The sequence below is a fragment of the Mycoplana azooxidifex genome (assembly GCF_014196765.1).
GTDB classification, from domain to species: Bacteria; Pseudomonadota; Alphaproteobacteria; order Rhizobiales; family Rhizobiaceae; genus Mycoplana; species Mycoplana azooxidifex.
Genome location: NZ_JACIEE010000003.1, coordinates 418,136 through 443,755 on the forward strand (window position 1 = coordinate 418,136; position 25,620 = coordinate 443,755).

General features: G+C 65.8%; 25 protein-coding genes. 13 read left to right on the forward strand and 12 right to left on the reverse strand.

Features of this window, described 5'->3' with window-relative positions:
- Positions 1–7: 7 nt before the first annotated feature.
- The 3 genes from GGQ64_RS08555 to GGQ64_RS08565 all read right to left on the reverse strand — a co-directional run bounded on the left by GGQ64_RS08555 (position 8) and on the right by GGQ64_RS08565 (position 4,239).
- On the reverse strand, positions 8–1,153 hold the full coding sequence (locus GGQ64_RS08555; RefSeq protein WP_183802108.1) for an ABC transporter permease: 1,146 nt from the start codon (positions 1,151–1,153) through the stop codon (positions 8–10).
- Positions 1,153–2,235, reverse strand: a complete 1,083-nt coding sequence (locus GGQ64_RS08560) for a microcin C ABC transporter permease YejB (protein WP_183802111.1) — start codon at positions 2,233–2,235, stop codon at positions 1,153–1,155. Before GGQ64_RS08560 ends, GGQ64_RS08555 begins: the two co-directional genes overlap by 1 nt.
- 150 nt (positions 2,236–2,385) lie before the next feature.
- The gene (locus GGQ64_RS08565; RefSeq protein ID WP_183802114.1) at positions 2,386–4,239 is read right to left on the reverse strand and encodes an extracellular solute-binding protein; all 1,854 of its coding nucleotides are present in this window, start codon (positions 4,237–4,239) and stop codon (positions 2,386–2,388) included.
- A 190-nt stretch (positions 4,240–4,429) separates the two neighbouring features.
- Between GGQ64_RS08565 and mepA the strand changes: the two genes are divergently transcribed.
- From mepA to GGQ64_RS08595, 6 genes are all read left to right on the forward strand, one after another.
- Positions 4,430–5,485: a penicillin-insensitive murein endopeptidase gene (mepA, locus tag GGQ64_RS08570; RefSeq protein WP_183802117.1), complete on the forward strand. Its 1,056-nt coding sequence runs from the start codon at positions 4,430–4,432 to the stop codon at positions 5,483–5,485.
- Between the two features lie 105 nt (positions 5,486–5,590).
- Positions 5,591–5,965, forward strand: a complete 375-nt coding sequence (locus tag GGQ64_RS08575; protein WP_183802120.1) for a methylglyoxal synthase — start codon at positions 5,591–5,593, stop codon at positions 5,963–5,965.
- Positions 5,966–6,034: 69 nt separating this feature from the next.
- Positions 6,035–7,060, forward strand: a complete 1,026-nt coding sequence (locus GGQ64_RS08580) for a glucokinase (protein ID WP_183802123.1) — start codon at positions 6,035–6,037, stop codon at positions 7,058–7,060.
- A gap of 116 nt (positions 7,061–7,176) precedes the next feature.
- A complete protein-coding gene (locus GGQ64_RS08585) occupies positions 7,177–8,988 on the forward strand; it encodes an ABC transporter ATP-binding protein (protein ID WP_183802126.1) in 1,812 nt (603 codons plus the stop codon).
- On the forward strand, positions 8,985–9,803 hold the full coding sequence (gene dapB / locus GGQ64_RS08590; protein WP_183802129.1) for a 4-hydroxy-tetrahydrodipicolinate reductase: 819 nt from the start codon (positions 8,985–8,987) through the stop codon (positions 9,801–9,803). The genes GGQ64_RS08585 and dapB overlap by 4 nt, the downstream gene beginning before the upstream one ends.
- Positions 9,804–9,836: 33 nt before the next feature.
- The gene (locus GGQ64_RS08595) at positions 9,837–10,472 is read left to right on the forward strand and encodes a 2,3-bisphosphoglycerate-dependent phosphoglycerate mutase (RefSeq protein ID WP_183802131.1); all 636 of its coding nucleotides are present in this window, start codon (positions 9,837–9,839) and stop codon (positions 10,470–10,472) included.
- A 50-nt stretch (positions 10,473–10,522) separates the two neighbouring features.
- On the opposite strand, the gene GGQ64_RS08600 is transcribed toward GGQ64_RS08595, so the two are convergent.
- Together GGQ64_RS08600 and GGQ64_RS08605 are read right to left on the reverse strand one after the other, a co-directional pair.
- Positions 10,523–11,395: a methylated-DNA--[protein]-cysteine S-methyltransferase gene (locus tag GGQ64_RS08600; RefSeq protein ID WP_183802134.1), complete on the reverse strand. Its 873-nt coding sequence runs from the start codon at positions 11,393–11,395 to the stop codon at positions 10,523–10,525.
- 81 nt (positions 11,396–11,476) lie between these two features.
- Positions 11,477–11,977 carry a DUF2244 domain-containing protein gene (locus tag GGQ64_RS08605; RefSeq protein ID WP_183802137.1) on the reverse strand — a complete coding sequence of 167 codons (501 nt, stop codon included), beginning with the start codon at positions 11,975–11,977 and terminating at the stop codon, positions 11,477–11,479.
- A gap of 22 nt (positions 11,978–11,999) precedes the next feature.
- Here GGQ64_RS08605 and nth point away from each other — a divergent pair, with 22 nt between their 5' ends.
- Positions 12,000–12,764, forward strand: coding sequence for an endonuclease III (gene nth, locus GGQ64_RS08610; protein ID WP_183802140.1), 765 nt, complete (start codon positions 12,000–12,002; stop codon positions 12,762–12,764).
- Positions 12,765–12,771: 7 nt separating this feature from the next.
- Here the strand turns inward: nth and GGQ64_RS08615 are convergent, their stop codons facing one another.
- Positions 12,772–13,350 carry a TetR family transcriptional regulator gene (locus tag GGQ64_RS08615; RefSeq protein WP_183802143.1) on the reverse strand — a complete coding sequence of 193 codons (579 nt, stop codon included), beginning with the start codon at positions 13,348–13,350 and terminating at the stop codon, positions 12,772–12,774.
- Positions 13,351–13,432: 82 nt separating this feature from the next.
- Between GGQ64_RS08615 and GGQ64_RS08620 the strand changes: the two genes are divergently transcribed.
- The gene (locus tag GGQ64_RS08620; protein WP_183802146.1) at positions 13,433–13,858 is read left to right on the forward strand and encodes a VOC family protein; all 426 of its coding nucleotides are present in this window, start codon (positions 13,433–13,435) and stop codon (positions 13,856–13,858) included.
- A gap of 3 nt (positions 13,859–13,861) precedes the next feature.
- On the opposite strand, the gene GGQ64_RS08625 is transcribed toward GGQ64_RS08620, so the two are convergent.
- On the reverse strand, positions 13,862–14,575 hold the full coding sequence (locus tag GGQ64_RS08625; RefSeq protein ID WP_183802149.1) for a sulfate transporter family protein: 714 nt from the start codon (positions 14,573–14,575) through the stop codon (positions 13,862–13,864).
- Between the two features lie 156 nt (positions 14,576–14,731).
- Between GGQ64_RS08625 and GGQ64_RS08630 the strand changes: the two genes are divergently transcribed.
- Complete coding sequence (locus GGQ64_RS08630; protein ID WP_183802152.1) at positions 14,732–16,783, forward strand: methyl-accepting chemotaxis protein; 2,052 nt, start codon at positions 14,732–14,734, stop codon at positions 16,781–16,783.
- An 82-nt stretch (positions 16,784–16,865) separates the two neighbouring features.
- Here the strand turns inward: GGQ64_RS08630 and GGQ64_RS08635 are convergent, their stop codons facing one another.
- Complete coding sequence (locus GGQ64_RS08635) at positions 16,866–17,945, reverse strand: lysine-2,3-aminomutase-like protein (RefSeq protein WP_183802155.1); 1,080 nt, start codon at positions 17,943–17,945, stop codon at positions 16,866–16,868.
- Positions 17,942–19,006 (reverse strand): EF-P lysine aminoacylase EpmA, encoded by a 1,065-nt coding sequence (gene epmA, locus GGQ64_RS08640; RefSeq protein WP_183802158.1) that lies wholly within the window; start codon positions 19,004–19,006, stop codon positions 17,942–17,944. The genes GGQ64_RS08635 and epmA overlap by 4 nt, the downstream gene beginning before the upstream one ends.
- Before the next feature lie 146 nt (positions 19,007–19,152).
- Here epmA and efp point away from each other — a divergent pair, with 146 nt between their 5' ends.
- A complete protein-coding gene (gene efp, locus GGQ64_RS08645) occupies positions 19,153–19,722 on the forward strand; it encodes an elongation factor P (RefSeq protein ID WP_183802161.1) in 570 nt (189 codons plus the stop codon).
- 113 nt (positions 19,723–19,835) lie between these two features.
- Complete coding sequence (locus GGQ64_RS08650) at positions 19,836–20,828, forward strand: adenosine kinase (protein WP_183802164.1); 993 nt, start codon at positions 19,836–19,838, stop codon at positions 20,826–20,828.
- A gap of 9 nt (positions 20,829–20,837) precedes the next feature.
- Here the strand turns inward: GGQ64_RS08650 and GGQ64_RS08655 are convergent, their stop codons facing one another.
- Positions 20,838–21,380, reverse strand: coding sequence for an SH3 domain-containing protein (locus GGQ64_RS08655; RefSeq protein WP_183802167.1), 543 nt, complete (start codon positions 21,378–21,380; stop codon positions 20,838–20,840).
- Positions 21,381–21,561: 181 nt separating this feature from the next.
- Between GGQ64_RS08655 and GGQ64_RS08660 the strand changes: the two genes are divergently transcribed.
- The gene (locus GGQ64_RS08660; protein ID WP_183802170.1) at positions 21,562–22,566 is read left to right on the forward strand and encodes a 2-hydroxyacid dehydrogenase; all 1,005 of its coding nucleotides are present in this window, start codon (positions 21,562–21,564) and stop codon (positions 22,564–22,566) included.
- A gap of 3 nt (positions 22,567–22,569) precedes the next feature.
- On the opposite strand, the gene moeB is transcribed toward GGQ64_RS08660, so the two are convergent.
- Positions 22,570–23,334: a molybdopterin-synthase adenylyltransferase MoeB gene (gene moeB, locus GGQ64_RS08665; protein ID WP_343059443.1), complete on the reverse strand. Its 765-nt coding sequence runs from the start codon at positions 23,332–23,334 to the stop codon at positions 22,570–22,572.
- A 20-nt stretch (positions 23,335–23,354) separates the two neighbouring features.
- Positions 23,355–24,479: a DNA replication/repair protein RecF gene (gene recF / locus GGQ64_RS08670; protein WP_183802174.1), complete on the reverse strand. Its 1,125-nt coding sequence runs from the start codon at positions 24,477–24,479 to the stop codon at positions 23,355–23,357.
- 183 nt (positions 24,480–24,662) lie between these two features.
- Between recF and GGQ64_RS08675 the strand changes: the two genes are divergently transcribed.
- Entirely contained in the window at positions 24,663–25,538 is an 876-nt protein-coding gene (locus GGQ64_RS08675) for a glycosyltransferase family 2 protein (RefSeq protein WP_183802177.1), read from the forward strand.
- Positions 25,539–25,620 lie beyond the last annotated feature (82 nt).

Below are 25,620 nucleotides of genomic sequence, written 5' to 3' on the forward strand. Positions count from 1 at the left end.
GCAGCGCTCACCGGAAGGTCTTCCTCGGGTCAAAGGCGTCGCGGGTGGCCTCGCCGACGAAAATCAGCAGGGACAGCATCAGCGACATGATGGCGAAGGCGGTGATCCCGAGCCACGGGGCCTGCAGGTTCTGCTTGCCCTGGGCGATCAGTTCACCCAGCGACGGCGAGCCGGGCGGCATGCCGAAGCCGAGGAAATCGAGCGAGGTCAGCGTCGTGATCGAGCCCGACAGGATGAAGGGCAGGAAGGTCAGCGTCGCCACCATGGCGTTGGGCAGCAGGTGACGCACCATGATCGTGCCGTTGCCGACGCCGAGCGCGCGCGCGGCATTCACGTATTCGAAATTGCGCGCCCGCAGGAACTCGGCGCGCACAACGCCGACGAAGCCGACCCAGGAAAACAGGAGCATGATCGACAGCAGGATCCAGAAGCCGGGCGGCAGGATCGCGGAGATGATCAACAGGATGTAGAGCACCGGCATCGACGACCAGATCTCGATGAACCGCTGCATCAGGAGATCGGTCCAGCCGCCGAAATAGCCCTGCACGGCGCCGGCCGAGACGCCGACGATGGCGGAGGCGATGGTGAGCGCCAGGCCGAACAGCACCGAGATGCGGAAGCCGTAGATGCCGCGGGCTAGCACGTCGCGCGCCTGGTCGTCGGTGCCGAGCCAGTTCATGTTGCCGAGGATGCAGCCGGGATCCTCGGCTCCCAGCGGATAGCCGGAGCAGCGTTCCTCCTGGCTCATCAGCCAGAACGGCTTCGTCGGTGCGGAATGGGGGATGTTCGAGTTGACGGTGCGATAGGAGTAGCGGATCGGCGGCCAGATCATCCAGCCGTTGGCCTGGATCTCGTCGCGGATGAAATCGGACTTGTAGTCGGTCTCGGCAAGGAAGCCGCCGAATTTCTCCTCCGGATAATTCACGAGCACCGGAAACAGGATCTCGCCCTTGTAGGAGGCGATCACGGGGCGATCGTTGGCGACGAATTCGGCGCAGAGGCTGATGCCGAACAAAAGGAGGAAGAGCCAGAGCGACCAATAGCCGCGGCGGTTGGCCCTGAAATTCTCCCAGCGGCGCCGGTTGGTCGGCGACAGGAGGCCGCGGCGCGGTGGTTCGGCGGGTGTGGCGCGGGCATCGGGAACGGCGGCCATCAGACGTCCCTCCGCTCGAAGTCGATGCGCGGATCGACCCAAGTGTAGAGCAGGTCCGAGATGAGGCTGACGAACAGCCCCATCAGCGAGAAGATGTAGAGGGTGGCAAAGACGATCGGATAATCGCGGCGGACGACGGCGTCGTAGCCGAGCCTGCCCAGGCCATCGAGCGAGAAGATGTACTCGATCAAGAGCGAGCCGGTGAAGAAGGCCGAGATGAAGGCGCCGGGAAAGCCCGCGATGATGATCAGCATGGCATTGCGGAACACATGGCCGTAAAGCACCTGTCGCTCCGAGAGGCCCTTGGCGCGGGCGGTGACCACATACTGCTTCTTGATCTCGTCGATGAAGGAGTTCTTCGTCAGCAGCGTCGTCGTGGCGAAGGCCGACAGCAGCAGCGTGATCAGCGGCAGCGTCATGTGCCAGAGATAGTCGAGCGGCTTCTGCCACCAGGGAAGCTGCCAGAAGTCGTCCGAGACGATGCCGCGCAGCGGGAACCAGTCGAAGAACGAGCCGCCGGCGAAGACGACGATCAGAAGGATGCCGAAGAGGAAGCTCGGCACGGCATAGCCGACGACGATGATGGCGGAGGTCCACATGTCGAAGGGCGAACCGTCGGAGACCGCCTTCTTGATGCCGAGCGGGATCGAGATCGCATAGGAGAGGACCAGGATCCACACGCCTAGCGATATCGAAACCGGCATCTTTTCGAGGATGAGGTCGATCACCGAGGTATTGCGGAAGAAGCTCTCGCCGAAATCGAAGCGGATATAGTTGCCCATCATCGACAGGAAGCGCTCGAGCGGCGGCTTGTCGAAGCCGAACTGCTGTTCGAGCTTGGCGATGAACTCGGGATCGAGGCCGCGCGCGCCGCGATAGCCGGAAGCGTCCTGGGAGAAATCCTGCAGCATGTCGCCGCCGCCGCCGGAAAGCCGGTCGCCGCCGCCCTGGCTGGTCAGGTCGGAAATCACCTGCTCGACCGGCCCGCCGGGGGCGAACTGGACGACGATGAAGGAGATCGCCATGATGCCAACGATCGTCGGGATCATCAGCAGCAGGCGCCGGAGGATATAGGCACCCATCAGCCCCGCCCCCGCTCGCCTGCGGATGCCATGCCGCGCCCTATCGCCCTGTCAGCTGTCAAAACCGCCCAATCCCCGATTCTCGCCCCGCTGTCAGCGGTGATTCGTGTTTGCGTCATTTGGGGCGCCGGGGCGCCCCAATGCAAGCGCTCAGTCCTGCTTGACCTCGGTCGACCACCAGGCGTCGGGGAAGCCGAGGCCATAGGTGGGCAATTCTACCGGAGGCGTGATTCGGTTCCAATAAGCGATCGGATCCGACATGCGGTAGTACATCGGCACGACATAGTGATGGTGGAGAAGCACACGGTCCATTGCTCGGGTCGCGGCAACGAGTTCCTCACGGTCCTTGGCGAAGATGATCCGATTGATCAGCGCATCGACGGCTGGGTCGGCGATCCCGGCATAGTTCTGCGACCCCACGCGCGACACCGAGGACGAGCCCCAGTAGTCGCCCTGCTCATTGCCCGGATGCAGGGACTGCCCCCAGACGTTCCATGTCATGTCGTAGTCGAAATCGCGGGTGCGATTGGTGTATTGCGACGGATCGACGGTGCGCAGCCGCGCATCGATGCCGATGCGCTTGAGATTGTTGGCGTAGGGTAGGGCGACGCGTTCCAGCATGGGACTGGACAGCAGGATCTCGAAGGAGAGGGGCTCGCCGGTATCAGCCCGCACCATTCGGTTGCCCTTCAGCACGTAGCCGGCATCCTTCAGGAGCGCGACCGCCTTGCGCAGGTTCTCGCGCTGCTTGCCCGGATCGCCGCCGACCGGGTTCTCGAAGGGCTCGGTGAAGACGCTCGGCGGCACCTGGTCCTTCACCTCGTTCAGGATCTCCAGTTCCTTGCCCTCGGGCAGGCCGGAAGAGGCCAACTCGGTGCCGAAGAAGTAGCTGTTGACCCGCTGGTACTGCCCAAAGAAGATGGTCTTGTTCAGTTCCTCGAAGTCGAAGGCATAGCCCAACGCCTCGCGCACGCGCTCGTCCTTGAACATCTCCTTGCGCATGTTCGGCACCATAGCCTGCATCACCCCGCTCGCGCGGCGGCGGTTGGGGACTTCCTCGCGCTTGATGCGGCCATCCTTGACGGCGGGGAAGTCATAGCCCGTCGCCCAGCGACTCGCCTGGTTCTCGAACCAGTAGTCGACATTGCCGGCACGGAACGCCTCGAACTCGACGTTGCGGTCGCCATAGAAGGAATACTCGATGCGGCCGAAATTGTTCTGGCCGACATTGACGTTGAGGTCCTTGCCCCAATAGTCGTCACGCAACTCGTAGCGGATGGAGGCGCCCGGCGAGAACGAGGCGATCCGGTACGGCCCCGAGCCCATGACCGGCTCCAGTGTCGTGCGGGAAATGTCGCGCTGCTTGCCTTGGGCATCCTTTCCTTCCCACCAGTGCTTCGGCACGATCGAAAACTGGCCGAGAATCTGCGGCAGTTCGCGGTTGTTCTTCTCGTCGAAATGGAAGGTGACGTCGCGCTCGCCGGTCTTCTCCACCGAGACAACATGTTGATAGTAGTTCGTATAGAGCGGATTGTGCTCGATCACTTTCTCGAAGGAGAAGATCACGTCTTCCGGCGTCACCGGCTGACCGTCCTCCCACTTCGCCTCGGGGCGAAGGCGAAAGGTCGCAGACGAGATGTCATCGGGATAGGAAACGCCTTCCGCGAGCAGACCGTAGGAGGTGGTGACCTCGTCCTCCGAGGACTTCATCAGCGTGTCGAACACCAAGCCGACGCCGACCGCCGCCTCGCCCTTGGCGAGCACTGGATTGAAGGTGTCGAACGTGCCGGCGTTGGACAGCCGAAGCGTCCCGCCCTTCGGCGCCTTCGGGTTGACGTAGTCGAAATGCGCAAAGCCGGGCTGGTACTTGAGATCACCGACGGTGGAAATGCCGATCCGCCATTCGGGGGTGGTCTCTTCCGCGCTTGCGGGGGCGAAAAGTGATGTCACGGCCGCCGCGGCAAGGATGAGCCCAACGAATTTTCCGGATCTGCGTAATCTCATGCCAAGCCCCTAGTCATTGATCGTTCCTGTCGTCTGCCGGAAAGATTAGACAAATTCCGGGCAAAGGACACAAGCCGCCATGAAAGCGGCGATTTTTTGCGGCCCCCTCGCGACTCAGAAATCCATTTCCGCGAAAGCGCGTCGTGCTATTCGCACAGAACGAAAACACAGATCGATTCCGGACGGCACAATGTCTTTCAAGCTCATGACGCTCCTTTCCCGTCTCGGCGCCACAGCCGCGCTTCTCGCCGCCGTCGCGGCCCCGCTGCATGCCGAGGAGCGGCCGGCCAAGGAACTGTTCGGGGCAAGGGCGCTGCCGGCGGCGATGCAGACGCAGGCCTACGGTTCCTATGCCAAGGGATGCATCGCAGGGGCCGTGGCAATCCCGACGGACGGCCCGGCCTGGCAGGCGATGCGGCTCTCGCGCAATCGGCGCTGGGGCCATCCGGCCATGATCGCCCTTCTGGAGCAGTTCTCGCAGGATGCGCGCAAGCTCGACTGGCCGGGCCTGCTGCTCGGCGACATTTCGCAGCCGCGCGGCGGGCCAATGCTTTCGGGCCACGCATCGCATCAGATGGGGCTAGACGCCGACATCTGGTTCACGCCGATGCCGGACCGGCGACTGAGCGCCCAGGAGCGGGAGCAACTCCCCTTCACCTCCATGCTCGACAAGAGCAAATTCCTGACGGTCGATTCGCGACGCTGGACTTCCACGCATGCGCGGCTCGTCATGAAGGCTGCCAGCTATCCGCAGGTCGAACGTGTCTTCGTCAATCCGGCGATCAAGAAGAAGCTTTGCGAAACGTGGCAGGGCGACCGCTCGCTGCTCGGCAAGGTCCGCCCGATCTACGGTCATGACGAACACTTCCACATCCGCATCAAATGCCCGCCGGGCTCTGCCAACTGCAAAGGCCAGGCTGCCGTGCCGGCCGGCGACGGCTGCGACAAATCGCTCGCCTGGTGGTTCACCAAGGAGCCCTGGGCGAAACCGAAGCCGAAGAAGGACCAGAAGCCGGTGAAGCCGCGCTACGTCAAGCTCTCCGATCTGCCGAAATCCTGCGCGGCGGTTCTGGCAGGGCCGGCGCCGGCCTCCGAGCAGGAGGTCACCTATGGCGGCGGCGCAGCGATGGCATTTGCAGCGCAGCCTGCGGCCGAAGACGGGATCGCCGCAGTGATCGCGGCCGATGGCGGCGCGGAACCTGCGGGCATCATCCCCGTCCCCTTGCCGCGGCCCTCGCTGCAGTGACGTAGCCTTGCCCGTCGAATGCGGCTTTTCATGCGCGGCGCCCTGCTATACAGAGCGTCTAATCGATTTAAAATCCGACGACCTGCCGCTTGAGGGACCGCGTCCATGCCGCTTCCGAAGACCATCGCGCTCATCGCCCACGACGAGAAGAAGGATGAGATGGCGGAGTTCGCCAGGCGGAACGAGGCGGCCTTGATGGCCTGCCGGATCTTCGCCACCGGCACCACCGGCGGCCGGGTGCAGGCCGCCTGCCCGGAACTGGACGTGACGCCCCTGAAGAGCGGCCCGCTCGGCGGGGACCAGCAGATCGGCGCGCTGATCGCCACCGGCGAGGTCGACATGCTGATCTTCTTCGTCGATCCGCTGACGGCGATGCCGCACGACGTCGACGTCAAGGCGCTGATGCGGCTTGCGATCGTCTACGACATCCCGATGGCGCTCAATCTCGCGACCGCCGAGCTGCTGGTTGCGGGCGGCTGACAACGGTGGCAAAAGCCTTCGGATAAGTTACTCATCGCGGCGCGAAGACCGGGAGGAAAACGAGACATCATGGCAAAGTCGAACGACGGCGAGATCGCCCTGCCCTTTCCCATCCTGATCGGTGACATTGGCGGCACCAATGCCCGCTTCGCGCTGCTGCTCGACGCCTTTGCCCCGCCGAAGGAATTCCCGATCATCCAGACGGCGCAGTTCAAGACCATCGACGACGCGCTGCAGCGCTCGATCCTCGACAAGAGCTCGGTCCAGCCGCGTTCGGCGATCCTGGCGCTCGCCGGCCCGATCCAGGGCGACGAGGTGCCGCTGACGAACTGCGACTGGGTCGTGCGCCCGCGCGACATGATCGCCAATCTCGGGCTGGAAGACGTATTGCTCGTCAACGACTTCGAGGCTCAGGCGCTGGCGATCGCCGCGCTCTCCGACGGCGATCGCGAGAAGATCGGCGGCGGCGAGGAGAATTTCGCGGCGTCCCGCGCCGTGCTCGGTCCCGGCACCGGCCTGGGCGTGGCCGGGCTCGTGCATGCGATGCACGCCTGGATCCCCGTTCCGGGCGAAGGCGGCCATATCGACATCGGACCGCGCAGCGAGCGCGACTACCAGATCTGGCCGTTCCTCGAGCCGATCGAGGGGCGCATGTCCGCAGAGCAGGTGCTGTGCGGGCGGGGCATCATGAACATCTACCACGCCATCTGCGCCACTGAGCGCCGCGAAGCCACGCTGGACGCGCCAGCTGCGGTGACCGGTGCGGCCCTTTCGAAATCCGACCCGGACGCCATCGAGACGGTGTCGCTGTTTTCGACCTATCTCGGGCGGGTCGCCGGTGACATCGCCATGATCTTCATGGCCAAGGGCGGCGTCTATCTCTCCGGCGGCATCTCGCAGAAGATCCTTCCGGCGCTGCGCGGCCCAGAATTCCGCGCCGGGTTCGAGGACAAGGCCCCGCACGGGGAAATGCTGCGCGAAATTCCCACGTTCGTGGTCACGCATCCGATGGCCGCACTCGCGGGCCTTGCCGCCTTTGCCCGCATGCCCGACCGCTTCGGCGTGGCCAGCGAAGGACGCCGCTGGCGGAAGTAGGTCCGCGGCCTCATCAACGCCAGACTCGCCAAACGCGGCGCAAGGCACTATAGAGCGCCGCAACAGGCGCCGCAGATGCCAAAGGCGCCGGTCGCCGCTGCAGGAAAGATGAGTTATTGAGCGAAAAGCACCGTAGCGATCGTCACGTCAGTGCCGAAACGATCACGGGCGTTCTGAAGCGCGTCGTTTCGGAGAACGGGCGCGATCACATTCGCGGCTATGTCTTTGCGATCTTCTGCCTCGTCATCGTCGCCGGTTCCACGGCGTTTACCGCCTGGATCATGGAGGCGGTCGTCAACGAGGCCTTTGCCAACCGTCGCGCGGATCTCGTCGCCTGGATCTGCGGGGCGATCCTGCTGGCCTTCATCCTGCGCGGATTTGCGACCTACGGCCAGGCGGTGACGCTGTCCAAGATCGGCAACAACATCGTCGCAAACTACCAGCGCCGGCTCTATTCTCACCTGATGAGCCTGAGCGTCGGCTTCTTCAGCGAGGCCCGGTCGGCGCGGCTGGCGGCGCAGATCAACCAGAACATCAACGGCATCCGCGACGTCCTCAACCTGACGGTGACGTCGATCGCGCGCGATTTCCTGACGCTGATCGCGCTGATCGGCGTGATGATCTCCAAGGACGCGCTGCTGACGGCGATCGTCTTCCTCGTGGCCCCGCCGCTGCTGCTCGGACTGCGCTACGTCTCCAAGCGGCTGAAGTCGGCGACACGCGAATCGGTGCTGATCAACAGCCATGTGCTCGGCGCCATCCAGGAGACGATCCAGGGCATCAGCATCGTCAAGGCGTTCACGATGGAGGAGCAGCTTCGCGCCAAGGTCGAGACGATCATCGACCAGGCGGAGAAGCGCTCCAACCGCATCGCCCGGCTTTCGGAGCGGACCGCGCCGATGACGGAGACCTTTGCCGGGGTGGCGATCGCCAGCGTGCTCGGCTATTCGGCCTACCAGGCGATCTATGGCGGGGTGCTGCCGGGCGCATTCTTCGCCTTCATCGCCGCACTCCTGATGGCCTACGACCCGGCACGGCGGCTTGCGCGGCTGCAGGTGTCGATGGAGCGGGCCGCCGTCAATGCGCGGATGATCTACGAGATCCTCGACATCGAACCGCACCAGCGCGACCGCGCCGACGCGAAGCCTATCAGGATCGAGAAGGCAGAGATCGAGTTCCGCAACGTCTCCTTCGCCTACGGCAGCGGCAAGAGCATCCTCAACGGCGTCAGCTTCGTTGCCGAGGGCGGCAGGACGACGGCGCTCGTCGGGCCGTCGGGCGCCGGCAAGTCGACGGTGATCAGCCTGATCCCGCGCTTCTACGATCCGGAGGACGGCGAGATTTTGATCGACGGCCAGGACATCGCGCATGTGACCAAGCAGTCGCTGCGCAACAACCTCGCCTATGTCTCGCAGCAGCCCTATCTCTTCGAAGGCACGATCCGCGACAACATCCGCTACGGCCGGCCCGAGGCGACCGATGCCGAAGTGGAGGAGGCCGCCCTGCTCGCCTATGCGCACGAATTCATTCTCGATCAGCCGCAGGGCTACGACACGCCGGTCGGTGAGAATGGCATCACGCTTTCGGGCGGCCAGCGCCAGCGGCTGTCGATCGCGCGCGCGCTGGTGCGCAATGCGCCGATCCTTCTGCTCGACGAGGCGACGTCCGCGCTGGACACCGAATCCGAACAGGCCGTGCAGAAGGCGCTGGAGCATGCGATGAGCGGGCGGACGGTCGTGGTGATCGCCCACAGGCTCTCCACGGTCGTGAACGCCGACAAGATCATCGTGATGCAGAGCGGCGCCGTCGCCGAGGAAGGCACGCACGATGTCCTTGCCGGGCGCATCGACGGTCTTTACGCTCGGCTGCACAATCTGCAGGCACCCGGCGGAGATCCGCAGGAAGCGGGGAAGGAAACAGGAGAATGACGGCAGGCGACATGAAGCTGGTCGTGGTGGGCGCCGGCGGCCGGATGGGCCAGACGCTGATCCGGACGATCCATGCCATCGACGGCGCACGGCTGTTTGCCGCGATCGAACGCCCCGGTTCCCCCTTCGTGGGCAAGGACGCGGGCGAACTTGCGGGGCTCGGACCGATCGGCGTCAAGGTGACGGACCAGCCGCTCGAAGCTTTCGTGGAGGCGGAAGGGGTGCTGGACTTTACGGCTCCCACAGCATCGGTCGAGTTTGCCGGCCTCGCGGCCCAGGCGCGCATCGTCCATGTGATCGGCACGACGGGCTGCTCGGCGGACGACGATGCGAAGATCGCGGCCGCTGCCCGCCACGCCCGGATCGTCAAGTCGGGCAACATGAGCCTCGGCGTCAACCTGCTCGCCGTCGTGGCCGAGCAGGCGGCACGCGCGCTCGACGCCTCCGACTGGGACATCGAGATCCTCGAGATGCATCATCGCCACAAGGTGGATGCGCCGTCCGGCACCGCACTCCTGCTCGGCGAGGCAGCAGCGCGCGGGCGCGGCATTGCGCTTGCAGACAATTCCGTGCGGGTGCGCGACGGCCATACCGGTGCGCGCGTGGCAGGCACGATCGGCTTTGCCGCGCTGCGCGGCGGATCGGTCGTCGGCGAGCATTCGGTAGTGCTGGCCGGCGAAGGCGAACTGGTGACCTTGTCGCACAGTGCCGGCGACCGCGCGATCTTCGCGCGCGGCGCGGTCAAGGCAGCACTCTGGGCGCGTGACAAGAAGCCCGGCCTCTACACCATGCTCGACGTGCTCGGGCTGAACTGACCACCCCATCTCAATGCGAGGAGCGAAGACCACATGAGCGGAACCCTTGTCCTTGTTCGCCACGGCCAGAGCGAATGGAACCTGAAGAACCTGTTCACCGGCTGGAAGGACCCGGACCTGACGCCGCTCGGCGTCGAGGAAGCCAATGCCGGCGGCAAGGCGCTGGCCGACACCGGCATCAAGTTCGACATCGCCTTTACCTCCGACCTGTCGCGGGCGCAGAAGACCTGCCAGATCGTGCTGGACAATGTCGGCCAGCCCGACCTTGAGACGATCCGCGACCAGGCGCTGAACGAACGCGACTATGGCGACCTCTCCGGCCTCAACAAGGACGACGCGCGAGCCAAGTGGGGTGAGGAACAGGTGCACATCTGGCGCCGCTCCTACGACGTGCCGCCGCCGGGCGGCGAAAGCCTGCGCGACACCGGCGCCCGCGTCTGGCCCTATTACCTGACCGATATCCTGCCGCGCGTGCTCGCGGGCGAGACGGTGCTGGTGGCCGCGCACGGCAACTCGCTGCGCGCGCTCGTCATGGTTCTGGACCGGCTGACGAAGGAGCAGGTGTTGAACCTGAACCTCGCGACCGGTGTTCCCATGGTCTACAGGCTGAACGCGGATTCGACCGTCGCCTCGAAGGAAGTGCTGGGGGACATGTCCGGCGCGCATTGATGCGACGGATATTGACCTTCATGCAAAGGGCCGCATTCGCGGCCCTTTTTTTACGCCTTGCCGGCTTCCCAGCCGAGCATTGCCCGCTTGCGGGTGAGGCCCCAGTGGTAGCCGGTAAGCGCGCCGCTCTTGCCGAGCGCGCGATGGCAGGGGACGACGAAGGATATGGGGTTGCGGCCGACGGCAGCGCCGACGGCGCGCGAGGCGGTCGGCTGGCCGAGCTGGCCGGCGATATCGGAGTAGGTGACGGCCTGGCCGAGCGGTATGCGCAGCAGCGCCTCCCAGACGCGTATCTGGAAATCCGAGCCGATCAGGACGATACGCAGCGGTTCCTCCGGATGCCAGCGCTCGGGATCGAATATGCGCGCGGCATAGGGCGCGGTCGCCTCGTCGTCGCGGACATAGGTGGCGTTGGGCCAGCGGCAGGTCATGTCGTCGAGGCAAGCCTGCTCGTCGCCGTCGTCGGCGAAGGCAAGGCCGGCAAGGCCGCGATCCGTGGCCATCACCAGCGCCTGGCCGAACGGCGAGACGTGGAAGCCGTAGCGGATCGTCAGGCCGGCGCCGCGCGCCTTCCATTCGCCGGGCGACATCGCTTCGTGAGTGACGAAGAGATCGTGCAGCCGGCCGGGACCGGACAGGCCGATCTCGAAGCTGGTCTCGAGCAGCGGCATGTCCTCGTGGCGCAACAGCCGCTTGGCGTGATCCAGCGTGATCGCCTGCAAAAACGCCTTCGGCGAGAGGCCGGCCCATCGGGTGAAGGTCTTCTGCAACTGCGTCGGCGGCTGCCTCAGGCGGGCGGCCAGGTCGTCCAGCGAGGGCTGGTCGCGATAGTCCTCGGTGATCATCTCGATGACGCGGCGGACCGTCTCGTAGTCCGAACCCGCAGGGGTGATGTCGGCATTCAGCGTGGCGGTGATGTTCATGTTCTTTCTCCTGACCTTCAGGAAACCATGCCTTGCTACAGGTCGCCACCCGAAACTTGCGGCAGCAATCAGTGACCGCGATCAGTGACCGCGCTTGACGCGCGCGAGCGCGCCGGAAAAGGCGGATGCGAAACGCTCGCGGTCGTCGAGGTGCAGGAATCCGCCGACGTCGGTCCACCGTCCCTGCCCGCTCACCGACATGCCGGTGATGCCGATCTCCTCCTTGCGCGCGACGTTGAAGCGCGCCCAGAAGGGGTTGAAGTCATGCGCAGTCTCGCGCCCGGCAGGGTCGCGCTTGCGGATCGCGATATTGGTGCGCGACAGGGCGATCAGTTCGGATGCGCGGGCCGCGCGGTTGTTGAACCAGAAGGCGCCGAACAGGATCAGGAAGTCGGCGCCGAAGAACATCATCACCGGCCAGGCGCCGGAGAGGAGGAAGACAGCCATATGGGCGAAGGTCAGCGCGCCCGTGATGAGGAAGAAGACGAAGTGACCCTTGTGGCCGAGCGAGCGGTGCGGCCTGAGTTCGGCGAGGAACACAGGCCGTTCGTTCGCGCTGATATCGTCGTTGCCATCGCTCATGGCCGATGACTATAGAGGCAGGATGAAAAACGCGAAACCCAAATCGAAGACCGGTGCCGTCCCGGCGCCGGGACGCCGCAGCGCCAGGCCGAAATGCGCCTATTCGCCGGACGAGATCCGCGAGATCTTCCGCCGCTTCTCCATCCAGCGGCCGGAGCCGAAAGGCGAGCTCGAGCACGTCAATCCCTTCACCCTCGTCGTTGCCGTCGCGCTCTCGGCGCAGGCGACCGATGCCGGGGTGAACAAGGCGACCCGCGCGCTGTTTGCGATCGCCGATACGCCGGAGAAAATGCTGGCGCTCGGCGAGGACAGGGTTCGCGACTACATCAAGACGATCGGGCTCTTCCGCAACAAGGCGAAGAACGTCATCGCGTTGAGCCGGAAACTCGTCGACGAGTTCGGCGGCGAGGTGCCGCGCACCCGCGAGGAACTGGTGACGCTTCCGGGCGTCGGCCGCAAGACTGCGAACGTGGTGCTGTCGATGGCATTCGGCCAGGCGACGATGGCGGTCGACACCCACATTTTCCGCATCGCCAACCGGATCTGTCTGGCGCCGGGGAAAACCCCGGACGAGGTCGAGGCGCAACTGATGCGGATCGTGCCGGACGACTATCTCTACCACGCCCATCACTGGCTGATCCTGCACGGGCGCTACGTCTGCAAGGCACGCAAGCCGGAATGCGAGCGCTGCGTGATCGCCGACATCTGCAGGTCGCCCGAGAAGACCTGCGACATCCCCGCACCGCTGGTGGAACTGCCGCCGCAGACAATCGCCGCCGCGCAGTAGAGATCCTCTACCGCGGGCAGAGACCGTCGATCAGGCGGACGATGGCTGCCTCGTAGGCGGCGCGGTCGCCACCTTCGGCGATCTCGATCGCCGCCCGGTCGAAGGCCGAAGACAACAGCGCCGTCACCTGGTCCAGCAACCGGCCCGCCTCGTCCGTAGCCGGAAGCAGGTTCGACAGGCCTGCGCGCAGCGACGCTTCGGCGTTGTTGCGATCGAGGGCTGCCGCTCTTTCGGAACCGAGGACGGCGGGCGCATCGAGAAGCAGCAGCCGCGTCCTGCCCTTTTGCGACATCGCGTCGAAATAACCTCTCGCCCCGACGACCAGCGCCTTGCGGGCGGCCGTCTCCGGGGCGGCCCGCGCCTCGATCTCCGCTGCCACGGTCCTCGCCTCCCGTTCGACAACGGCGAGGAACAGCGCCTTCTTGTCCTCGAAATGGTGATAGAGCGCGCCGCGCGTGACGCCGGCGGCAGAGACGATATCGGGGGTGGCCGTGTCGGCGTAGCCCCTGTCGACGAAGAGCGCTCGCGCTGCGTCGAGAAGTGCCGTGCGCGTGGCCTCCGTTCGGTCCTTGTTGCTGCGGGCCATTTCGTCCTCTTTACATACATTCTGTACGTATGATACATAGAAACATGCAGATTGTATGTTATCGTCGAAAGGAAGAAAAGCCATGAAATGCACGAGCTACTATCCGGTCATCATGACCGACGACGTCGCAGGCACCGCCGCCTTCTATTGCGAACATTTCCGCTTCCAGCCGCTCTTCACCAGCGACTGGTACATCCACCTGCAGTCGGCAGAGGACGAGCATGTGACGCTGGCCATCCTCGACGGGCAGCATGAGACGATACCGGAGGCCGGTCGCGGCAAGGTGTCGGGCCTGCTCCTGAACTTCGAGGTCGAGGATCCCGATGCGGTGCACGCGGCCTGTCGCGCGGCGGGCCTGCCGATCCTCAAGGCCCTGTGCGACGAGGATTTCGGCCAGCGGCACTTCATCACCGCCGATCCCAACGGCGTGCTGATCGACGTCATCAAGCCGATCCCGCCGAGCGCCGAATTCGCCGCGCAATACGACGCCTCCGCGCTGCCGTCCTGAGCGTCAGCCGCGAAAGCCGGGGTCGGCGCGGGACAGCAGCTTGTGCAGGTGGACCATCATGCCCGCCGCGAAAAGCGGCGTCAGGAGGTTGACGACCGGCACGGCGAGGAACGCGGCGACGAGGAGACCGGCCAGGAAGACGGTGGAGGCGTGCTTGGCACGGAACAGCCGCGCCTCCTCCGGCGACCGGAAGCGCATGGCGGCGAACTCGAAGAACTCGCGGCCGAGCAGGTAGCCGTTGACCAGGAAGAAGGCGATCAGGTTGACGCCGGGAATGAACAGCAGAAAAAGGGCGATGAGGTTGCCGAGCAGCACGACGCCGAGGAACTTGAGCGAGCCCGCAATCGCCGGCCACAGCGGCAGCGCCCTGCCCGGCGGATCGCCCGGATAATCGCGCGCCTCGACGACCTCGGCCACGTCGTCCAGGAAGAAGCCGGCGATGACCGCCGTGACCGGCGCCAGAAGCAGCGCCAGCGACAGCGCAAGACCGATGCTCGCCATGATGCCGAAGATCACGGTGAGCCAGCCCGTCCAATCGGGGAGCCCGGGCATGTAGCCGGAGACCCATGGCCAGGCAAAGGCGATGAAACTCTCGCGTAACGCGAACCAGAGCACAATCAGGACCAGGATCGTCAGGCCCAGCACTTTCCAGAACACGCGCCGTGTTTCCGGCGCAAACAGATTGCCGAGCGCCAGGCGCGCCGCGTCGAGGACCATGCCGATACTCCCTTTCGTTGCGCTCGATGTAGGGTGTGGAAAACCGGCCCGCAAGCCGTGGCTTTTGACGGCGCAATTTAAGCCTGCGTTAAACGGCCGGAACTAGAGTTCACCCAACGTCAGTCGCGGTCGAAATCCAGTTCAGGTGTTTAAACAATGCGCAGCATCAAGATCAGCAGGCTCCTTCCCGCCCTCTTCGTCCTGATGGTGCTGCTCGGCGGGCTACAGGGTGCGGTCGCCTTCAGGTCGCTGTCGACGATCACCGGCCAGTTCGAGCGTATCGGGCAGGAGCGCATGCCCCAGATGAGCGAGATCCTGCAGATCAGCAACGACTTCTCCGTCCTGAACGGCACCTTTTCCGAACACCTCCTCTCGATGGACCCGGACGAACTGACGGCGATCGAAAAGAGGATCGCCGACGATGCCGCGGTGCTGAACCAGCGGATCGACGCCTATGCGAACGCCGTGTCGGGCGATCCGGCTGCGGCGGGCACTGTCGCCGGCATCAAGGACAGCCTGTCGGCCTATCTGGCCGAATCGGAGAAGCTGAAGCAGTTTTCCGCCATTGCCGCCAAGGGGCCGGCGCTGGAGATCTTCCACGGTCCGATGAAGCAGCAGGCCGACACGATCGATGCCGGCCTGAAGAGCCTCGTCGCCACCAACCAGTCGCTGACGACGCAGGCCATCGACGCCGCGCAGGCCGAGCAGGATTCCGCCTATCAGCTGACGATCGCCTCGCTCGTGCTGTCGGTCGGCCTCGCCATCGCGGCGATCTTCATCGTCCACCGGCGCGTCGTGCGCCCCCTGGACGGCATCGCCGCTGCCATGAAGAAGGTGGCCGATGGAGACATCCACCAGGAGATCCCGCACGCGGAGCGCCGCGACGAGATCGGCGAGATGGCTGCAGCCGTCGCCATCTTCCGCGACAATGCCGGCGAGCGTCTGCGCCTGGAGCGCCAGGCCGCTTCCGACCGCGCGAGCACCGATGCCGAACGCGTGGCCCGCGACGCGGAGCGCAACCGCGAGACCGGCAAGGTGGAGGCCGCGGTCGTATCGCTCGGCGAAGCGCTCGGCCGGCTTGCCGAGGGCGACATGACCTGCGCCATCGACACGCCGTTCGACGGCGAGCTCGACCGGCTGCGGCAGGATTTCAATACGTCGGTGTCGCGCCTGCAGGAAGCGCTCTGCGAGGTCGGCGACAATGCACGGGCAATCGATTCGGGTGCGCGCGAGATCCGCGGCGCCGCCGACGCGCTTGCCCGCCGTACCGAACAGCAGGCAGCCTCCGTGGAGGAAACGGCTGCAGCGCTGGACCAGATCACGACGACCGTGCGCGATTCCACCCGCCGCGCCGAGGAGGCCGGCGAACTCGTCGGGCGCACCCGGGCCGGCGCGGAAAAATCGGGCGCGGTGGTGCGCCGCGCCATTTCCGCCATGCAGCAGATCGAACAGTCCTCCAGGGAGATCGGCAACATCATCGGCGTCATCGACGAAATCGCCTTCCAGACCAACCTTCTGGCCTTGAATGCCGGCGTCGAGGCTGCGCGCGCGGGCGACGCGGGCAAGGGTTTCGCCGTGGTGGCGCAGGAAGTGCGCGAACTGGCGCAGCGCTCGGCCAAGGCCGCGCACGAGATCAAGGCGCTGATCACCACCTCCAGCAAACAGGTTCAGAACGGCGTGGCGCTCGTCGGCGACACGGGCAAGGCGCTGGAGACGATCGTCGTGGAGGTCGAGGAAATCAACGGACATGTCCAGGCGATCGTCCAGGCGGCCCGCGAACAGGCGCTCGGCCTTTCGGAAATCAATACGGCCGTCGGAAACATGGACCAGGGCACGCAGCAGAACGCCGCCATGGTCGAGGAGACGACGGCGGCAAGCCATGGACTGGCAAGCGACGTGCAGGCGCTCAACGCGCTGATCGGCCGCTTCAACGTCGGAACGTCGCTCAGTCAGGCGGCACGCGGGTCGCAGTTGCATGTGGTGCCGGGAACCGAGGCCGCAAACGCCTCGGCCAGCAAGCCGCGCGCGCCCGCAGCGGACATACTCTCCCAGCCGCCGCGCAAATCGCCCGGTCAGTGGAACGTGAAGGCTGCGAGCAAGGCATCGCGGGCCGTCGCCTCGCCGGCACATCTGCTGAACCAGAAGCTGGCGGGAGCGCTCGGCGCAAGGCAGGCGGAAGCCAAGGACGGGGACTGGGAAGAATTCTGATCGCCTGCGCCCACCGGCGGTGAGAACCATCTTCGGCGGGACCGGCCCCCGGGGCCGGATCGGCCTTCGGGGTTCCTTGATGTCAGGGCGAGCCCGTCGCCGGCGCGTCGGAGCCAGACGGATAGAGATGCTCGCCGCCGCGGAAATCGCGGATGCGGAAGCAACCGTCGTCGCTCTCGCGGACGGCGTCCGAAAGCACGGAGACCTTTCCGTGGCCTCCCGGTATGTCGAGGATATAGGTCGGCTGGCAGAGACCGGAAATGCGGCCGCGCAACTGCGCCACCAGCGCCTTTCCCTCGGCGAGGCCGAGGCGGAAATGGCTGGTGCCGGGCGCAAGATCCGGATGGTGCAGATAGTAGGGCCGGATACGGTTCTCGACGAAGGCACGCATCAACGCGGCCAGCACATCGGCGTCATCGTTGACGCCCTTCAGGAGCACCGTCTGGCTGATCATCGCGATCCCGGCATCGACCAACCGTGCGCAGGCCGCGCGCGCCTGCGGCGTCAGCTCGCGCGGATGGTTGGCGTGCAGCGCGACATAGGTCGTCTTGCCCGACGCCTTCAGGGCACCGACGAGTTCGGAATCGATGTGGTCGGGCTCGACCACGGGGACGCGGGTGTGGAAGCGGACGACCTTGACGTGGCCGATGGCCGCCAGCCGCTCCATGATGTCGCGCAGGCGGCGGGCGGACAGGACCAACGGATCGCCGCCGGTGAGGATCACCTCCCAGATGTCCGGCCGCGCGGCGATATAGGCGATGGCCGCATCGAGCTGTTCGGGGGTGAGCGTCCCCAGCCCGGACGGCCCGACCATCTCGCGGCGGAAACAGAAGCGGCAATAGACCGGGCAGACATGCACCGCCTTGAGCAGCACCCGATCGGGGTAGCGATGAACGATGCCCTCCACGGGGCTGTGGGCGAGGTCGCCAATCGGATCGATCCGCTCCTCGGCGCGAACGAGGAGTTCCGCTGCATCGGGGACGAACTGCAGCGCGATCGGATCGCGCGGATCTTCGCGGTCGATCATCGCCGCGACCGCCGGCGTCAGCGCAACCGCATAGCGCTCGCCGACCCGGGCAATGTCCGAGCGCACGGCCTCGGGCGGCAGGAGCCCGGCCTCCACGAGGTCCGGCACCGAACGCAGTGTCCTCGGCATGCTCATGGCGCGGTCTCCGCGACCGGTGCCCAGATGACCTGGTCGATGCGCGCGGCACCCGTCGCCAGCATCACCAGGCGATCGAAGCCGAGCGCGATGCCGCTCGCTTCGGGCATGATGCTGAGCGCTGCGAGGAAATCCTCGTCGAGCGGATAGGTCTCGCCGTAGACCCGCTGCTTTTCAGCCATCTCCAGTCCGAACCGGCGGCGCTGCTCGGCCGCGTCCGTGAGCTCGCCGAAGGCATTGGCGAGCTCGACGCCGCAGGCATAGAGCTCGAAACGTTCGGCCACGCGGGGATCATGCGGCGCGGGGCGCGCCAGCGCCGCCTCGGAGACGGGATATTCGCAAAGCACCGTCGCCCTGCCGAACCCGAGATTGGGCTCCACGCGCTCCACCAGCACGCGGCTGAACAGGTCGGCCCAGGTATCGTCGGCTGCCACACGCATGCCGGCTTGGCCCACCGCCGTCGCCAGGGCCTCGCGGTCGGTCGCGCCATCGCTGCCGATGGTCGCCATCAGGTCGAGGCCGGCATGGCGCTCGAAGGCGGCCGCGACGGTCAGCTGCTCGGGCTCGGCAAAGGGATCGCAGTCGCGGCCGCGCCAGGAAAGACGCTGCGTCCCGGCCGTTCGCGTGGCGAGCGCCAGGATGGCGGCGCAATCGCGCATCAGTTCCTCATAACCTTCCGCCGCCCGGTACCATTCGAGCATGGTGAACTCGGGATGGTGCAGGGGGCCTCGCTCGCGATTGCGATAGACATGGGCGAAGCAGGCGATTCTTTCCTCGCCGGCGGCGAGCAGCTTCTTGCAGGCAAACTCGGGCGAGGTGTGCAGGTAGAGCGGTGTCGCTGTTCCCGAATGCCCGATCGCCTCGGTGCGGAAAGCATGCAGGTGCGCCTCGTTGCCGGGCGAGACCTGCAACGTCGCAGTGTCGACCTCGACAAAATCGCGCTCTGCGAAATAACCCCTCAGAGCGGCCTGGATGCGGTTGCGCGCAATCAGGAACGGGCGGCGGTCGGCATGGACGTCTGGCGTCCACCATGGGGACGGTGCGGGCGTGCTCGCGGTCATGGCAAGTTTCTATCAGATTCCGGCGGACGCGCTGGCCTTTTGCCGGAATTTAAGGTAGTTGCGGCCCGATCCCGCTTTCCGGCGGCCCGGGGATGGCGCTTGCTGCGTCCTGTACGACGCGGCCGCTCCAGATACAAGGAAGACTTATGGCAAAGATCATCGCTTCTTCCGTTCGCAAGGGCAACGTGCTCGACGTCGACGGAAAACTCTACGTGGTTCTGACGGCGCAGAACTTCCATCCGGGCAAGGGCACGCCGGTCACGCAGGTCGACATGCGCCGTATCTCCGATGGCGTGAAGGTTTCGGAACGCTACCGCACGACCGAGCAGGTCGAGCGCGCCCATGTGGAAGACCGTGGGCACACCTTCCTCTACGAAGACGGCGAAGGCTTCCACTTCATGAACCCGGAAAGCTACGACCAGCTGACCATGTCGGCCGACGACGTCGGCGACGCCAAGGCTTATCTGCAGGAGGGCATGGCCGTCATCCTGTCGACGCACGAGGGTGTGGCGATCGCGCTCGACCTGCCGCGCAACGTGGTCCTCGAAATCACCGAGACCGAGCCGGTCGTGAAGGGCCAGACGGCCTCCTCTTCCTACAAGCCCGCCATGCTTTCCAACGGCGTGCGCACGCTCGTGCCGCCGCACATCCAGGCCGGCACCCGCGTCGTCATCGCCACGGAAGACGGCTCCTACGTCGAGCGCGCCAAGGACTGACGAGATTTGCGCCGCCCGCTCCGGCCCGATCGGGCGGCACCCCTTACAATCCGTCGAAAATCGGCTATGACCCGTAACCGGCTCTTACCCCAACAAGACGGATCCTACACCGAATGACCCAATTCGACGTGCTGACGGTCGGCAACGCGATCGTCGACATCATCGCCCGCTGCGAAGAACGCTTCCTCACCGACAATTCCATCATCAAGGGCGCGATGAACCTCATCGATGCCGAGCGCGCGGAGCTGCTCTATTCGCGGATGGGTCCGGCAGTCGAGGCTTCCGGCGGGAGCGCCGGCAACACGGCCGCCGGGATCGCCAGCTTCGGCGGGCGCGCGGCCTATTTCGGCAAGGTCGCCAGGGACCAGCTGGGAGAGATCTTCACCCACGACATTCACGCCCAGGGCGTTCATTTCGCGACCAGGCCGCTCGACGGCTTTCCGCCGACCGCACGCTCGATGATCTTCGTCACCGACGACGGCGAGCGGTCGATGAACACCTATCTCGGCGCCTGTGTCGAACTCGGCCCGGAAGACGTCGAGGAGGCCGTGGTGGCGGCTGCCAAGGTCACCTATTTCGAAGGCTATCTCTGGGATCCGCCGCGCGCGAAGGAGGCCATCCGCGCCTGCGCACGCATCGCCCATGCGAACGGCCGCGAGGTTTCGATGACGCTGTCGGACAGCTTCTGCGTCCATAGATACCGTGACGAGTTCCTCGAGCTGATGCGCTCTGGCACCGTCGACATCGTCTTTGCCAACAGGGCAGAGGCGCTGGCGCTCTACGAGACCGAAGACTTCGAGCAGGCGCTTCAGATGATCGCCAGGGATTGCCGCCTCGCCGTCGTCACCATGAGCGAGGAAGGCTCGGTGATCCTGAAGGGGGGCGAGCGGACCCAGGTCCATGCCTCGCATATCGAGCGGGTGGTGGACACGACCGGCGCCGGCGACCTCTATGCGGCGGGCTTCCTCCATGGCTACACGCAGGGACGCTCGCTGGAAGATTGCGGCAAGCTCGGCAGCCTCGCGGCAGGGATCGTCATCGAGCAGATCGGGCCGCGCCCGATGTCCTCGCTTGCCGAGGCGGCGGTGGAGGCAGGGCTCGCCTGAGCCTTTCGCCTACTTGAAAGCCTCCCCGGGATAGGCGCCCCAGATCTCGGCCTGGGCCAACCAGCCCTCGGTGCCTTCCACTTCGGCGCGGCACCAGTCCCCGTTGCATTCCCCGACCTTGATGACGACGCCGGGTTCGAGCTTGGCGACGATCGTGCTGGAGGACTGCGGGTCGCGGCGCAAGTTGACGTAGATGTCTGCGCCCTTGCCGCGCATCCAGGGCGCCGTCACCGCCGTGCGCTCGCCGGAAAGAAGCGCCTGGTTGACCCAGCCTTCGGTGCCGTCGGCATCGCGGACGCGCCGCCAGTTGTCGTATTCCTGGATGATCTCGACCGGCACGCCGGATTTCAGGTAGCGCCAGGCGACCGCGTAGTCGACACTCGGGCCGACACGCAGATTGACGCTCCTGGCCTTCAGGCTGACGAAGCGCGGCAGGGGAAGACCGCTCGGACCCTTCGAGACCTGGGCGAAGGCAGCGGGAACGCCATGGGCGGCCAGCACGGTCAGGGCGGCAAGTGCAATGGTGCAAACGCGGATGGGTAAGCGATGCATGACGTGATCCACTCAAAAACATGCGGGCATCCGGCAACCGGACCCGGCCGAACCTGGCAATTCGCAAGTCCGGCTTTCAGAGCGGATTGTCTTCGCGACGGGGTCTGGTAGAAAATGCCCTTGATGAAGCAAGTCTTGCCTATCTTGGTTAAGGACCCGTCAACAGGACGCCGATCGGACCATGACGAACAAGAAAAAACCGAAGGTCTATCTGACACGCCGCCTGCCGGACGTGGTGGAAACGCGCATGCGCGAACTGTTCGACGCGGAACTCAATATCGAGGACACCCCGCGTACGCAGCCGGAACTCGTCGCCGCGGTCAAGACGCATGACGTTCTGGTGCCGACCGTGACCGACCGGATCGACGCGGCACTGATCGAGCAGGCCGGGCCGCAGTTGAAGCTCATCGCCAGCTTTTCGAACGGTGTCGACCATATCGACGTCGACGCCGCGGCCCGCCGCGGCATCACCGTCACCAACACCCCGAACGTCTTGACCGAAGACACGGCCGACATGACGATGGCGCTGATTCTGGCGGTACCGCGCCGGCTTGCCGAGGGTGCCCATCTCCTGACCGACCGCAAGGGCGAGTGGGCGGGCTGGTCGCCCACATGGATGCTCGGCCACCGGATCTGGGGCAAGCGGCTCGGCATCGTCGGCATGGGCCGGATCGGCACCGCAGTGGCCCGCCGCGCCAAGGCCTTCGGGCTCTCCATCCACTACCACAACCGCCACCGCGTCAGCCTGGCAACCGAAGAAGCGCTGGAGGCGACCTACTGGGACAGCCTCGACCAGATGCTGGCGCGTGTCGACATCGTCTCGGTCAACTGCCCCTCGACGCCTGCGACCTACCATCTGCTCTCTGCCCGGCGGCTGGCGCTGATGCAGCCCTCCAGCTACATCGTCAACACCGCGCGCGGCGGCATCATCGACGAGGCGGCGCTGATCAAGTCCCTGCGCGAAGGCAAGATCGCAGGCGCGGGGCTCGACGTGTTCGAGCACGAGCCGGCGGTCAACCCGAAGCTCGTCAAGCTTGCGACCGAGGGCAAGGTGGTGCTGCTGCCGCACATGGGCTCTGCAACCCTGGAGGGACGGATCGACATGGGCGAGAAGGTCGTCATCAACATCCGTACCTTCTTCGACGGCCACCGCCCGCCCGACCGGGTCCTGCCGGGTCGGAACTGAAGCCTACCGGTTTCGGCGCCGATAACGCATCACCTCGAAGCGCGCCGCCAGGCCGTCATAGAGCATGAGCCGGCCGACCAGCGGTTCGCCGGCGCCGGTGACGAGCTTGATCGCCTCCATCGCCATCAGCGTGCCGACGACGCCGGTCAGGGCGCCTACGATGCCGGCCTCGGCGCAGGAGGGGACGACGCCCGGGGGAGGCGCCGCCGGGAAGAGATCGCGATAGCCGGGGTTCTGCCGCCCCTCCGCATCGGTTTCCCACGGCTTCAGCACCGTCAGCGACCCGTCGAAGCGGCCGACCGCTCCGGTCACGAGCGGCAGGCGTGCGGCTTCCGCCGCGTCGGCTGCGGCATAGCGGGTCTCGAAATTGTCGGAGCCGTCGATCAGGAGATCGAAGCCTGCCAGCAGGCCCGGGGCCGCTTCGAGGGTGAAGCGCGTGTCGAAGCCCGTCACGCGGACATGCGGATTGATTGCGGCGATCGCGGAAGCCGCGCTCCCGATCTTGCTGCGGCCAATGTCGTCGGTCCCGTGGATTACCTGACGCTGCAGGTTCGACAGCGACACGGTGTCATCGTCGACGATGCCGATATGCCCGACGCCGGCGGCGGCGAGATATTGCAGGACCGGCGCGCCGAGACCACCGGCGCCAATCACCAGCGCGGCGGCGTTCTTCAGCTTCTGCTGACCCGCGCCGCCGATCTCGGCCAGCACGATGTGGCGCCGGTAGCGCTCGATCTCATCGGGTCCCAGGGGTTCTTCGGTCGTCACGCGCGATCTCCGCCAGTTGCCTATCCTGCGATAGTGCCGTTTTCCACTGTCAGGAAGCGGGCGCGATCGCCGAGGGCTTCGAACATGGCACGATCGGTGCCGGTCATGAAGGCCTGGCCGCCGAGCGCATCGACGCGATCGAACAGCGCCGCCCTGCGGCCCTCATCGAGGTGGGCGGAAATCTCGTCCAACAGCAGGATGGGCGCGTGGCCCGTCATGCCCGCGACAAGCCCCGCATGAGCGAGGACGATACCGACCAGCAGCGCTTTCTGCTCACCGGTCGAGCAGCGCGCCGCGTCGATGTCCTTCTCGCGGTGCCGGATCATGAGATCGACGCGATGGGGGCCATCCAGCGTTCGGCCGGCGGCCGCGTCGCGAAAACGGCCGTCGCGCAGGGTGGCTGCGTAGATCTCCTCGATCTCATAGGCGGGTCGATCAAGTGCGTCGTCGAGAAATCCGGTGAGCGCCATCGCCGAGGTGGGGAATGGCCCCTCGTCGCGCGACGCCTCGACGAGGTCGGCGAGAAGGCCCACGAGCTCGCGCCGCGCCAGCGCCATGGCGACGCCGAGCTCGGCCATCTGGAGCTCGAGCCCATCCAGCCAGCGCGCATCGGGTCGCGGCTCCGAAAGCAGCCGGTTGCGGCCGCGCATGGCTTTTTCGAAGTCTGCAGCGCGGCGACCGTGTTCGGGGTCGAGCGAAAGGACGAGGCGATCGAGGAAGCGGCGACGGTCCGAGGATGCCCCGCTGAAAAGCCCGTCCATCGACGGCGTTAGCCAGACGACGCGCAGATGGTCCAGAAGCTCGTCGACCGACCGGGCTGCGGTTCCGTTCAGCCTGAGGCGGCGTGACTGGCCCTCCTCGCCCGCCTCGGTGCCCGTGCCGACCTCGACCTCGCCCTGCATGCCGTCGATCGCGGCGAAGACGCTGAAGCCTCCTGGCGCGCCTTCGCGCGCGACGTCGGCATAGGCGGCGCGCCTGAGGCCGCGGCCGGGGGTCAGGAAGGAGACCGCTTCCATCAGGTTCGTCTTGCCGGCACCGTTCGCACCGGTCAGCACGACATGGCGATCATCGAGCCCGAGCGCGATCGACGCATAGTTGCGAAAATCGTGCAGCTTCAGACTGAAAAGGGTGACCTTGTGAGGCATCGGTATCCGGATCTTTCGCCAGAGAGCTATGCCGAAGCGGGCGCCAAGGCAAGGCCCGCACCGTCGCCCGCAACCCATTCTTGAAAATGCGCCGCTTGCGTTCACCGGGCCTTAACGCCTCATCGGGACAATGTCGCGGCCGTATCCGCCGCCTGTTGGGGCCGGTTCACCCCCAGGATTGTCATGTCGCCAAACGAACGATCATTCCGCCTCTCGCTTGTGGTCGCCACGCTCGGCCGCTCGGACGAACTGGCGCGGCTGCTGTGCTCGCTCGCAGCACAGACGGTTTCGGACTTCGAGGTCATCATCGTCGACCAGAACGGCGACGACCGCGTCCTGGGCCCGATCGCGCAGCATGCCCAGAGCCTCGAGATCGTCCACGTCAGGACGCCGAAGAAGGGCGTCTGCCGTGCCCGCAACCTCGGCGCCTCCATGGCGCGCGGCGAATGGCTGATGTTTCCGGACGACGACTGCTGGTATCCGGAAAACCTGCTGGAGCGCTACCGGCGCGTCATGGAGACCGCGCCCGCCGATTTCCATTGCGGCCGCGCCACCAATGCGGCGGGACAGACGATCATGGGCACGTTCGAGACCCGACCGGTGCGGATCCGGCGCGACAACGTCTGGACGACGCTGATCGAATGGATGCTGACGGTGCGAAAGGGCGACTTCACGGCCGCCGGTGGATTCGACGAGAGAATCGGGCCGGGCTCGGGTACGCCATGGGGCGCCTACGAGGTGCAGGACTTCGTGCTGACGCTCCTGGAGCGCGGCCTGGCGGGCCGATACGATCCGATGCTCGCGGGGCACCATCCCGAGGACATGACCGACCAGACCGTTCCGGCGAACATCGCAAAGATCCGCTGCTACAGCGCCGGCCTCGGCTATGTGATGCGCAAGCACGGCTTCGGCCTCTCCGGCTTCCTGCCGCGCCTCCTGCGGCCGCTCGCGGGAATGAGCGTTTACGCCCTGACCGGTCGTCCGGCGATGGCGCGACGATCGCAGCAGATCCTGATCGGCCGCTGGGACGGCTGGCGACAGGCGGCCGGGACGGCCTGAGGCCGGGTTCCGGCAGGATATCTTAAGAGTTGAAAGCTAGGGTCTGCACCCTGGGGTCGTGACTGTTCGTTGCGGCTGTGAC